Below are 11,279 nucleotides of genomic sequence, written 5' to 3'. Positions count from 1 at the left end.
GGCAACAGACGAAAAAGCCGAAGAAAACCGGCCCGTGTTCTGGCTTAGGCGAAATGGGGGAGCGTCTCAAGCGATTTCGGCCGCAGGCCGCACTGCATGACGATGTTCGAAGCCGATCAGGCCATCGGTCGGGAAAGGCGCGTCAGCAGCCGGGTGATGCAACCATGCAGGATAAAGACCAGAAGCGTCAGCGGCCAGAGCAGGCAGGCGAAGAGCCCGGCGAGACGATGGAGCGTCAAGCCGTCATGGTTGGCCCAGCCTTCCAACAGCGTGACCGCCATGGCGGCCACGGCCACCAGGCCGTAAAGCAGGACGATTGCTGCCTCAAACACCAGTGATTCTCCAATGCACGTAACATTAACCCTAACAGAAAACCCCTAACGGACGTAAAAGCAAGCGTCTTACTCCAATTGCGGTATGCCGCCAATCTCATGGCGCGGCGCTGGAGGCTTGATGAAGTGAACGCGGCGCACCACATTTTGCGCAAACGGAAACGCCCCTCGGCGAAAGGAGCACCTCATGTCCGAAACTGCGACCACCGCCAAGATTCATAAGACCGATGCCGAATGGAAAGAGCAGCTCACCCCCGAGCAATACCGCATCACGCGCCAGCACGGCACCGAACGCGCCTTTACCGGCCCTTACTGGGATTCGTTCGAGACGGGGCTTTACCGCTGTGTCGGCTGCAACGCGCCGCTTTTCCGCTCCGACACGAAATTCGATGCCGGCTGCGGCTGGCCGAGCTATTTCGAAGCGGTATCGCCCGGTGCGGTGACCGAACATCGCGACACGGCCTTTGGCATGGTGCGCACCGAAATCCGTTGCGGCAGCTGCGAAGCCCATCTCGGCCACGTCTTTCCGGATGGTCCGCCACCGACCGGCCTGCGCTACTGCATCAACGGCCACTCCATGGTTTTCGAGCCCGGGAAATAGGCCTGAACCTGCGATCGGCATCTGCCGATCCAGCGGCCATGAGGAGACTAAGCGCGACGGAAATTTCCGTGCCGCCATCGACGACATGGCAGCGGCGGCCGCCAGGTGGTCGGCCGCCGCCCACTCGTTTCGATCAGCTTCTGATGGCGATGCGCTTGACCTGTGAGAGCGCCTTTTCGGTCTTGGGCAAGGTGACAGTCAGGACGCCATTCTTGAAGGTGGCGTCGACCTGATCTTCCTTGACCTCGGTGCCGAGCGGGATGCGTCGCTCGAAGCGGCCATAGTAGCGCTCCGAGAACTGCTTCTCCTTGTCTTCCGTCTCCGAACGCTTTTCACCCTTCAGCGTCAGAACGCCGTCATCGAGGAGGACATCGATGTCCTTTTCCTCAAGGCCGGGGACTTCGGCGGTCACCTTGATATCCTTATCGGTGTCGGAGATCTCGACACTCGGCCAGCCGGCACCGAAACCGCTGGCGCCACGCAGTGACGGCAGGCCAGCGCCGAAGCTGCGGAAAGCATCGTCGAACAGCCGGTTTACCTCGCGATGGAGCGACAGGAAAGGATCATGGTCGTCCTCGCGGAGGAGATTCGGAACTTGGTGGCCGTTGCTGCGGCCCCATGGAATCAAATCACGAACACTCATGGCTTACTCCTTTCTGGTGGTTCTTGGGCATTCCTGACGGTTCAGGCTGCCTGCGTCTCGGCCTCGATCTGCCGGGTCTCGGCCTTCGGCATTGCATTCCCAGTTCCGATCTCGATCTGGCGCGGCTTCATCTCTTCAGGAATTTCACGCTTGAGATCGATGGTCAGCAGACCGTTGACGAGGCGGGCATCCACGACCTTGACGTGGTCAGCCAATTCGAACCGACGCTGGAAGCTTCGACCAGCAATGCCGCGATGCAGGTATTGAACATCTTCGCCGTTGGCCTTCTGCCCTGAGACGACGAGCATGTTCTGCTCGTGGATGATCGCCAGCTCGTCCTGCGAGAAGCCCGCCACCGCCATGGCGATGCGGTATTCGTCCTCGCCGGTTTTGACGATATCGTAAGGCGGCCAGTTGTCGATTGTCTCGGCGCGGCTTGCAGCCTCGAGTGCGTTCAACATCCGCTCGAAGCCGACGCTCGACCGGATCAGGGGAGAGAAATCGAGGTTTGTCCTCATAGCCATATCCTCCTTACAAGCAACATGGATACAGGAAACGCCAAGAGCGACAGGCGTCTCCTGGACCTGTCGATCCCTGCTCGGCGATCGACAATACTGATATAATTCAGCCGTTTACCGTTTCAAGAGGACGGAATTTCTCAACGAAAAAATTGCTTTCTTCGAAGGCGCCACCATATCTGGGCGTAGCTTGAGAGAGGAGCAATGGTTATGACAATGACTTCAAAGGACGTCATCGCCGTCCTCGGGCCCGCCGATGAAACGCTCGTGGCCGAGGTTATCGCGACAGGTGCCACCCAGGCTGAACTCGCCGAGGCATTTGCGTGGGCCAGCAACGACGAAGCCTTGATGAGTGAAGGCCGGCCCCTGCCAACAGGTAGGGTTGCTGCGCTTGTTGATCTGCTGAGTTCCGATGAAGAGGAGCCGGAATAGGAGAGGCGGATGACCCACCTCCCCCACTGATCCGTCATGCTGTCGCGAGCACCTGAACATTGCCGTGGCGATCCATCACATCCACCACGACCTGGCGTCCCGATCGGCGAATGGCGACGTCAGCCGAGCCATTGCCGATCAACAGGCGTCGTAAGATCACTTCGTCCAGGAACGGGGGAAGTTGCGGCACGTTGAAGCTGATGCGCAAGCCATTCGGGTCGAAGTCGAGGCCGAGACAGGATTGCAGCAGCGACAAAGGAGCGGCTGCCGCCCATGCTTGAGGCGAGCAGGCGACCGGATAGAAGGTCGGCCCCCGTGCCCGCTGGCGCGGCAGGCCGCAGAGGAGTTCGGGGAGCCGCCGCAGGTCGATATAGGTCGAGGCGGCAAACAATCCCTCGAATATCCGCGCGGCTTCGGCGCGATAGCCATAGCGGGCAAGGCCGCTGGCGATCAAGGCATTGTCATGTGGCCAGATCGAGCCGTTGTGGTAGCTCATCGGATTGTAACGCGGTTCCGTGGAGGGAATGGTGCGGATGCCCCAGCCACAGAAGGACGAGGCACTCATCAGAGTGCGGGTAATCTGTGCGACCCGTTCAGGATAAGCAATGCCGGCGAACAGAGCATGGCCGGCATTGGAAGATCGAACCCGGCAGGGCCGCTTGTCTCCGTCGAGGGCCAACACATATGTGCCAAGTTCCTCGTCGAAGAAGCTGATGTCAAAGGCACGGCGCAGTCCCTCCGCCCGCGCGAGAAAGCTCGCCGCTCGTTCCGGCCTGCCGGTCCGCCGGAAGATTTCGGCAGCACTTTGCCATGCGGCGTAGACATAAGCCTGGACCTCAACGATTGCGATCGGCCCCTTGGCCAATGTGCCGTCGGCATGGAAGACCGAATCGTGGCTATCTTTCCATGCTTGATTGATCAATCCTTCTTCCGTCAGCCGTCCATATTCAATGAAGCCGTCGCCGTCACGATCGCCATGTTCGTCGACCCATGTCAGTGCCGCTTCCAGATGTGGCAGGAGACGGTCGATCGTCGCAAGATCACCGGTTCGTTTGAGATAATCGCCGGCCAGTATCACAAACAGCGGCGTCGAATCGATGCTGCCGTAATAGCGCCGGAACGGAACCTCGCCAAGTTCGGCCATTTCGCCAAAGCGGATTTCGTGCAGGATCTTGCCTGGCTCGGCGTCAGAGGCAGGATCGATGTCCGTCGCCTGGTTGGCTGCCAGATGGCCGAGAACCCCGCGGGCGATCTCCGGATCGAGCCAAAGTGTCTGAAGCGCCGTGATCAGGGCGTCACGGCCGAAGACGGTGCTGAACCAGGGAATGCCGGCGTAGGGATAAGGACCTTCCGGCTTGTCGGTCATCAGCATGTAGAGGTCGGAGACGCTGCGCCGCGCGGCTTCGTTGAATATCTCGTTGGACGTTGCGATCGACGCCGCGCGCGAGGAAGAGGCTCGCAATGCACGCCGGGCATCCCGCAGGGCCAAGAAGAAGGAGCGGTTGCTCGGTGGATCGGCGGGGGTCTGATCGCAGCCGATCTTGATGAAGAGCGATTTTGTCTGCTGCGGCTCAAGATGGAGATCATAGGTGAGGAGATTGCTGCGGATTTCGGCCGGTTCCGGTACGAAGGAAAACCGCGTCGACCGCTTGCGGCCGTCCAGGCCGATATAGGAAAGCAGGACGCAATCCTGCTCTATGATGGCGGGAAGATGGCGCCCTCTCCTTGCTCTTACGGTTCCACGGACTTCGAAAAGGTCGGCGAAATCGGCTTCGAAGGCGATTTGGATTCGGACATGTTGCCGCCGGTCGTCGTAATTCCTCACGGCCACCCGCTCATAACAGCGAGCATTCCAGAGAAACCGTGACCTGCGCAAATGAATCAGGTCATGAGCCAGAGCCAGCTTTCCATTCTTATCGAATAGATCAGGATTGGTGAGATCGCAGGTCAGCGTGGCGTTGTCATCTCGCAGCGTCGACGACAGGAGCATCGGCCGTTGCCCATTGATCGTCAGGTAGAAATGCGAGAGATAACGGGTATCGCAATGGAAAAGACCTTCCGGGCTGCCGGGACCGGACAGAGCGTCGCCATTGTAATCGAAGACGGCGAAAGTATCGCCGTGCTTCAGGGTACGCGGCCGTCGCTCCTGCAGCGACGCGGCCGCCGGAATGAAAAACTGCGCGACCGGTGCCGCCGGGCCTGGCAATGCTGCGGCGGGGTTGCTGTCCGCAGAAATGTTCGACATGTCTCCTCCTTGACGTCAGGCGACAGCCTGCAGGTCGCGCGCTGGACCATTCGACCGACGGATAGGCGCGGCTTTGGTACGAACGCCCGGCAAGTTGCGATAGATGTCGAGATAGCCGCGCGCCATCCGTTGCGCGGTGAAGCGCTTTTCGAATGTGGCTCGCACCCTGCGCCGATCGAGGCGGAGCGCCCATTCGACGTTCTCGGCCGCTTCGGTGACGCTGTCGACCAGGATGCCGGAGATGCCGTTGTCAATCACCTCCGGGACGGAGCCACAGCCGAAAGCGATCACCGGCGTGCCGCAGGCCATCGCCTCGATCATCACCAGCCCAAAGGGCTCCGGCCAGTCGATCGGGAACAGCAGAGCGCCCGCATTTCCGAGGAAGTCAGCTTTCTGTTGTTCATTGATCTCACCGATGAATTCAACCTGCGGGTGCCTCCTCACCATGGGCTCTATAACAGCTTCCCAATAGGCCTTGTCGGCATTATCGATCTTGGCGGCGATCTTCAGCGGCATTCCGACCTTTGCCGCGATTTGGATAGCGCGGTCGGGGCGCTTTTCCGGGGAAATACGCCCAAGGAAGGCGAGGTAATTGCCCCTAGGGTTCTCGGTGAAGGGAAGAATATCGGCCGGCAAACCGTGATAGACCGTTCCGCGCCAATCGACCGGTGGCATCGGACGCCGCTGGTCGTTGGAGATCGACACGAGCGGAATATCCGGGAACGCCGTGTAGAATGGCTTGAGATCCGGCAGGTCCAGCCGCCCGTGCAGCGTCGTGACCGTGCGATCGGCGAAATCGCGGATCAGCGGAAAATGCAGAAGATCGATGTGGAAATGTAGCACATCGAACTCATCCGCCCGCCGACGGATCTCCTCCAGCATCACGACCTGATGCGGCAGATGGTCCTTGACCGCCGGGTTGAGCCGCAGGGCGACGTCCGCACACGCCACCAGCTTCGCCTGGGTGACGGAATCGCCGCTGGCAAAGAGCGTGACGTCATGTCCCTGTGTGACGAGTTCTTCAGTAAGATAGGAAACGATCCGCTCGGTTCCCCCGTAGAGCTTCGGCGGAACGCTTTCGGCGAGCGGTGCAATCTGAGCGATCTTCATCGGCAAAACCTCCTCTGTTGAGCAAAGAGTCGTCGGCAAAAATCATGCCTGCGTCCTCAAGAGGCACGCGGCAGGTAGAGAGAGGATCAGGTTTCTAATAGCTGTCGGCGGCGTTCTCCTTTCCAGTAGCTGCACAAGCCAAGACCGGGGAGCCGGCGTGGCGGCAGCTTTCGACGGCGGATCCTGTGGGCACGCGAGGAAGCGGGCGAATCTTGGTTGCCAGATTGCTGGTCGCCCTTGTCCAACGTTTTCAGCGCTTCAACAATCTCGTCATAGGAGACGGCTGTTTCCGCACCGGGATAAAGGCGAAGGGCCGGTGCGGAATCGATCGCGAAAATATCCGATGCCCATGACGCGAGAATGGCGCGCTTCTCGTCATTGCCGATGTCGGCGGCGGTGAGCACGTCACGCGGGTGACCGAAATGTTTGGCCGGATAAAGCAGATGCGCCGCGCTGATAGCCGCCGTGGCTTCCTGCTGTATGGAATTGCTGATGCTTTCCTTTCTCATAGCTTGGCTCCACTGATGTTGACCGATGGAACTTGGTTCATTCGCTAGTGCGTGGGGAGGCCCGCCCTTAAGAGCAGGGCGGGCCGATCGCTTAGAAGTCCATGCCGGGGCCGGCGGGCATGGCCGGAGCGGCCTCCTTCTTGGGTTTCTCGGCGATCATGGCTTCCGTCGTCACCAGCAGACCGGCAACGGAGGCTGCGTCCTGCAGCGCGGTGCGCACCACTTTCGCCGGATCGATGACGCCCTGCGCATAGAGGTCGCCATATTCGCCGGTCTGAGCGTTCCAGCCATAGGAGAACTCGCTTTTCTCCCGCAGCTTGCCGACCACGATCGAGCCTTCTGCACCGGCGTTTTCGGCGATCTGCCGTACCGGGGCTTCGATTGCGCGGCGCACAATCTCGATGCCGACGCGCTGGTCCTGGTTGGCCACGCTGAGATTATCGAGCGCCTTGACGGCGCGCAGAAGGGCAACGCCACCGCCGGGCAAGATGCCCTCTTCGACGGCGGCACGGGTTGCATGAAGCGCGTCGTCGACGCGATCCTTTTTCTCCTTCACCTCGACTTCGGTCGAGCCGCCGACGCGGATAACGGCAACGCCGCCGGCGAGCTTGGCAAGGCGTTCTTGCAGCTTCTCGCGGTCGTAGTCGGAGGTGGTTTCTTCGATCTGGGCGCGGATCTGAGCCGTGCGACCGTCAAGCTCCGTCTTCGAGCCAGCACCGTCGATGATTGTGGTGTTTTCCTTCTCGATCGACACCTTCTTGGCACGGCCGAGCATATTGAGCGTCACGTTCTCGAGCTTGATGCCGAGGTCTTCGGAGATGACGGTGCCGCCGGTCAGGATGGCGATGTCTTCGAGCATGGCCTTGCGGCGGTCGCCGAAGCCAGGCGCCTTGACGGCGGCAATCTTCAGGCCGCCGCGCAGCTTGTTGACGACGAGGGTAGCAAGCGCTTCGCCTTCGACGTCTTCAGCGATGATGAGGAGCGGCTTGCTGGATTGGACGACGGCTTCGAGAACCGGCAGCATCGACTGCAGGTTGGAGAGCTTCTTCTCGTGGATGAGAATGTAGGGGTCCTCGAGTTCGACCCGCATCTTGTCCTGGTTGGTAACAAAATACGGGCTCAAATAGCCGCGGTCGAACTGCATGCCTTCAACGACTTCGAGTTCGGTTTCGGCGGTCTTGGCTTCCTCGACGGTGATGACACCTTCATTGCCGACCTTTTCCATCGCTTCGGCGAGGTAACGACCGATCTCGGAATCACCGTTGGCGGAGATCGTGCCGACCTGGGCAATTTCGGAATTATTGGAGATCTTGCGGGCGTTGGTTTTCAGTTCTTTGACGACAGCGTCGACGGCCAGATCGATGCCGCGCTTCAGGTCCATCGGGTTCATGCCCGAGGCGACCGCTTTAGCGCCTTCCTTGACGATCGCCTGGGCGAGCACGGTCGCAGTCGTCGTGCCGTCGCCGGCGAGATCGTTCGTCTTGGATGCAACTTCACGCAGCATCTGAGCGCCCATGTTTTCGAACTTGTCTTCGAGTTCGATTTCCTTGGCGACCGAAACGCCGTCCTTGGTAATGCGCGGAGCGCCGAAGGACTTATCGATCACGACGTTACGGCCCTTCGGACCGAGCGTCACCTTCACGGCATTGGCCAGGATGTCGACGCCACGCAACATGCGTTCACGGGCATCGGTATGGAATTTGACTTCTTTCGCAGCCATTCTTTCACTCCTTCGATAGGCAGCTTTTCTTGACTAATGCGCTGAGAACGCCTCAGGCGGCGATCTTTTCGGCGGCCTGGGCCACGATAATGCCCATGACATCGCTTTCCTTCATGATCAGCAGATCTTCGCCATTGATCTTGATCTCGGTGCCGGACCACTTGCCGAACAGGATGCGATCGCCGACCTTGACGTCGAGCGCCTGGATCTGGCCTGCATCGTTGCGCGCGCCGGGGCCGACGGCGATAACCTCGCCTTCCTGCGGCTTTTCCTTGGCGGTATCAGGGATGATGATGCCGCCCTTGGTCTTTTCCTCGGAATCGACTCGGCGGACAAGAATGCGATCATGAAGCGGTCGGAACGACATGTTTTCCTCCAATGGACAAACAATGATGACGTTGTTCCCCTGGCCGGACCGGATGACCGGTCCGGGCGGGTGCAAACCTCTGTCGAGCGTTTTGCGCGGAATGATCTGGTTTTGCGGTTTTTCCATTTCAAGGGGCTGGCGAAAAAAAATAGCACTCGCAATGGATGGCTGCTAACACACTGAGAAGGAACAACAAACACTGTTCCTGCGTTGAGAATCAGTTGATGGACGCAAAGATTTGCGCCACCTTCTCGTTGTCGTGAAACGGAGATGAAGCATGGAATTTTCATCGGACATAGAGCGCCAGCTCAACGGTTACGGTCTTACCACTGCGCACATCCTCTACCGCATGCCGGATTTCGAGTCGGTCCTGCAGACCTATGTCTGGCAGGATTACGATCTCGCCCCGGACTTTCCGGAAATGCACAGATTCCTGGATTTCTGGCAGTCCAAGCTTGACGGGCCGCTGCATTCCGTTCGCTATAGCCACCAGCGGCTGATCGGACCGAACGAATGGCGTCGCGTCGCGGGCGAGTTCCGATTGCACTAAATCGAATCCGACAGTCCCCAGCCAGATGGTTGTGTGCCCGCCAGCCATTGTTGCCCCCTAGGGCCTTACCAGCCGGTATCGCGCGAAGCCCAATCAATCGTGATCGGCAGGGCATGGCCAGGTCGAGGGTGCCGAAAGGCCGGCCGGCAGCTTAGTCGAGGCATCGCCGCAGGCAAGGTCGATCTGCGTCTGTTCGAGCCCGGCGGCGCCCGAGAGGTCGAGGCCTTCGATGCGGGTCAGGAACATGAAGGCGCGCTCGAAGTTCGCCGGGCCTTCGAAGGTGGCCTTGGAGAGATCGGCGCGGGAGAGGTTGGCGAAAGAGAATTTCACCCCCGTCAGCACCGCCTTGTCGAAATCGGCGCGGCCGAGTTCGGCCTTTTCGAAGCTCGCGCCGGCGAGCTGGGCGCCGGCGAAATTGGCACGCTGCAGCTCGGCGCCGGCAAAGGACGCGCCCTCGGCGGCGATATTGGCGAAGCTGGAGCGATAGGCCTCGATCTTGGCGAAGTTGGCGCCTTCAGCATGTGCGCCCTCCAATGAGGCACGCACCAGCGTCGCTTTCTCCAGATTGGCGGATTTGACATTGGCGCCGGCGAGATCGGTCAGCGAAAAATCGGTGCCGACGAGATTGGCGCCCTCGAGATCACTGCCCTGCAGCATCAGGTTTTTCTTGGTGCATTCCTGCCAGTCGAGCTTCGGCTCGGCCAGACTGCTGCAATCGGCGGCCCGTGCGGCAACTGGCGGAAATGCTAGAAGGACGAGGGCAAGGAGACCGAACGACGATCTTTGCATTGCCATGAACTGTTCACCCCCATGATGCTTTCAGGCCGCCTCCGGCGAAGCAGGCCGTCCACTTTCTTACACAGCTCAGACTACAATAAAAAGATGGCACGCGCCGTTCACAATGGCTTGCTGATCAGTCCGGACGATTGCCAGGCAGGTGGATCAATCCACCTTGCCGGGCAGGCGAAGTTCCATACAGGTGAGGTCCAGCCAGCGGCCGAATTTGATGCCGACCTCGGAAAATCTGCCGGCGATACGGAAACCGAGCTTTTCGTGCAGCCTGATCGAGGCGGTGTTCTCAGCCTCGATGCCGGCGATCATCACATGGACGTTCGCGGCTGCAGCACGCGCGATCAGTTCCCGCATCAACCGCTCTCCGATGCCCGCACCGCGGCAATCCTTGTCGACATAGACGGAATGCTCGACCGTGTGGCGGTAGCCGTCGAAGGCCCGCCAATCACCATAGGAGGCGTAACCTGCGACCTTGCCCGATAGTTCGGCGACAATGACAGGAAAGCCGCGCGCCTTGCGCGCCCTGAACCATTCCAACCGATTTTCGAGATCGACCAGCGTGTCGTTCCAGATCGCCGTCGTGTGCTCGACGGCGTGATTGTAAATATCGCGAATGGCGGAAAGATCGGCTTCGGTGGCGTCGCGGAGGAAGACAGCGTCTGTCATGATGCTCGGGTTCATATTGTGTGCGAAGGCGGGCATACGCCCCGCCTCGAGAGATGTAAACGACGGACGCGAAACAGGAACGACTTCGGGCACATCAGTCGTTCAGAGGCCTGGTGGCGACAGGCTGAAACAGGTGAAGACGGCCGAATAATGCACCGCCGCGGCGGTGACGACGAAGCCGTGCCAGATGGCGTTCTGGAACCGCAGCTTCTCCCAGACATGGAAGATGACGCCGAGCGAATAGATGACGCCGCCGATGACGATCAGCAGCATCGAGGCGGCGGGAATGCGCGAGGCGACGGGCTCGGCCACCAGTACGCCGCTCCAGCCCATAGCGAGATAAAGCAGGATGGCAAAGCGGTCGTAACGCCCGGGAAAGACGCATTTCAGGATAATGCCGATGGCGGCGAACAGCCAGATCGCGACCAGCATGAACAAGAGCAGCGGATCGTCGGCGCCGCGTTCAAGGAAGGGCGTGTAGGTGGCAGCGATCAGCAGGAAGATCGCCGAATGATCGAAGCGGCGCAGATACCATTTGGTGCGCGAGACCGGCCAGGCATTGTAGGAAAAGGAAATGGCAAGCGTCAGCACCAGCCCGACGCCATAGATCCAGGCGGCGGCGAGCGCGCCGTAGGAACTCCAGACCGTGGCGTAGAAGATCAGCACAGTGGCGCCGATCAACGCCAGCACGAGACCGACGCCATGGACGATACCGTCGGCGATCAATTCGTATCTGTCATAAGCCCAGCGAATGCCGTTGAACTCGGCCATGCACGCCAATCCGTTTCATACCC

At 60.0% G+C, this 11,279-nt stretch carries 14 protein-coding genes; 3 read left to right on the top strand and 11 right to left on the bottom strand.

What is annotated here, in order from left to right:
* Positions 1-116: 116 nt before the first annotated feature.
* Positions 117-332 (bottom strand): hypothetical protein, encoded by a 216-nt coding sequence (locus tag ACIPSK_RS24365; protein ID WP_017963533.1) that lies wholly within the window; start codon positions 330-332, stop codon positions 117-119.
* Positions 333-519: 187 nt separating this feature from the next.
* On the opposite strand from ACIPSK_RS24365, the gene msrB reads away from it, so the two are divergent.
* Positions 520-933: a peptide-methionine (R)-S-oxide reductase MsrB gene (gene msrB / locus ACIPSK_RS24360; RefSeq protein WP_162118082.1), complete on the top strand. Its 414-nt coding sequence runs from the start codon at positions 520-522 to the stop codon at positions 931-933.
* Between the two features lie 133 nt (positions 934-1,066).
* On the opposite strand, the gene ACIPSK_RS24355 is transcribed toward msrB, so the two are convergent.
* A complete protein-coding gene (locus tag ACIPSK_RS24355; protein WP_162118083.1) occupies positions 1,067-1,576 on the bottom strand; it encodes an Hsp20/alpha crystallin family protein in 510 nt (169 codons plus the stop codon).
* A 41-nt stretch (positions 1,577-1,617) separates the two neighbouring features.
* On the bottom strand, positions 1,618-2,094 hold the full coding sequence (locus tag ACIPSK_RS24350) for an Hsp20 family protein (RefSeq protein WP_162118084.1): 477 nt from the start codon (positions 2,092-2,094) through the stop codon (positions 1,618-1,620).
* Between the two features lie 210 nt (positions 2,095-2,304).
* Between ACIPSK_RS24350 and ACIPSK_RS24345 the strand changes: the two genes are divergently transcribed.
* The gene (locus ACIPSK_RS24345) at positions 2,305-2,526 is read left to right on the top strand and encodes a hypothetical protein (RefSeq protein ID WP_162118085.1); all 222 of its coding nucleotides are present in this window, start codon (positions 2,305-2,307) and stop codon (positions 2,524-2,526) included.
* A gap of 34 nt (positions 2,527-2,560) precedes the next feature.
* On the opposite strand, the gene ACIPSK_RS24340 is transcribed toward ACIPSK_RS24345, so the two are convergent.
* The 5 genes from ACIPSK_RS24340 to groES all read right to left on the bottom strand — a co-directional run bounded on the left by ACIPSK_RS24340 (position 2,561) and on the right by groES (position 8,477).
* Positions 2,561-4,771, bottom strand: coding sequence for an amylo-alpha-1,6-glucosidase (locus ACIPSK_RS24340; protein WP_162118086.1), 2,211 nt, complete (start codon positions 4,769-4,771; stop codon positions 2,561-2,563).
* A gap of 15 nt (positions 4,772-4,786) precedes the next feature.
* Positions 4,787-5,881 (bottom strand): glycosyltransferase family 4 protein, encoded by a 1,095-nt coding sequence (locus ACIPSK_RS24335; RefSeq protein ID WP_162118087.1) that lies wholly within the window; start codon positions 5,879-5,881, stop codon positions 4,787-4,789.
* Positions 5,882-5,967: 86 nt separating this feature from the next.
* On the bottom strand, positions 5,968-6,390 hold the full coding sequence (locus ACIPSK_RS24330; RefSeq protein ID WP_162118088.1) for a hypothetical protein: 423 nt from the start codon (positions 6,388-6,390) through the stop codon (positions 5,968-5,970).
* 91 nt (positions 6,391-6,481) lie between these two features.
* Positions 6,482-8,110 (bottom strand): chaperonin GroEL, encoded by a 1,629-nt coding sequence (groL, locus tag ACIPSK_RS24325; RefSeq protein WP_162118089.1) that lies wholly within the window; start codon positions 8,108-8,110, stop codon positions 6,482-6,484.
* 52 nt (positions 8,111-8,162) lie between these two features.
* Positions 8,163-8,477 (bottom strand): co-chaperone GroES, encoded by a 315-nt coding sequence (gene groES / locus ACIPSK_RS24320; protein ID WP_026154071.1) that lies wholly within the window; start codon positions 8,475-8,477, stop codon positions 8,163-8,165.
* 277 nt (positions 8,478-8,754) lie between these two features.
* On the opposite strand from groES, the gene ACIPSK_RS24315 reads away from it, so the two are divergent.
* Positions 8,755-9,027, top strand: coding sequence for an usg protein (locus tag ACIPSK_RS24315; protein ID WP_017963524.1), 273 nt, complete (start codon positions 8,755-8,757; stop codon positions 9,025-9,027).
* A gap of 93 nt (positions 9,028-9,120) precedes the next feature.
* On the opposite strand, the gene ACIPSK_RS24310 is transcribed toward ACIPSK_RS24315, so the two are convergent.
* The 3 genes from ACIPSK_RS24310 to trhA all read right to left on the bottom strand — a co-directional run bounded on the left by ACIPSK_RS24310 (position 9,121) and on the right by trhA (position 11,256).
* Positions 9,121-9,822 carry a pentapeptide repeat-containing protein gene (locus ACIPSK_RS24310; RefSeq protein WP_162118090.1) on the bottom strand — a complete coding sequence of 234 codons (702 nt, stop codon included), beginning with the start codon at positions 9,820-9,822 and terminating at the stop codon, positions 9,121-9,123.
* 147 nt (positions 9,823-9,969) lie between these two features.
* The gene (locus ACIPSK_RS24305) at positions 9,970-10,521 is read right to left on the bottom strand and encodes a GNAT family N-acetyltransferase (RefSeq protein WP_017963522.1); all 552 of its coding nucleotides are present in this window, start codon (positions 10,519-10,521) and stop codon (positions 9,970-9,972) included.
* 66 nt (positions 10,522-10,587) lie between these two features.
* Positions 10,588-11,256 carry a PAQR family membrane homeostasis protein TrhA gene (gene trhA / locus ACIPSK_RS24300; protein ID WP_026154070.1) on the bottom strand — a complete coding sequence of 223 codons (669 nt, stop codon included), beginning with the start codon at positions 11,254-11,256 and terminating at the stop codon, positions 10,588-10,590.
* Between the last annotated feature and the right edge of the window lie 23 nt (positions 11,257-11,279).

It is taken from the genome of Rhizobium sp. LARHSG275 (assembly GCF_052871115.1).
The sequence above is the reverse complement of the archived record's forward strand: the minus strand, read 5'-3'. Positions and strand labels throughout refer to the sequence as shown.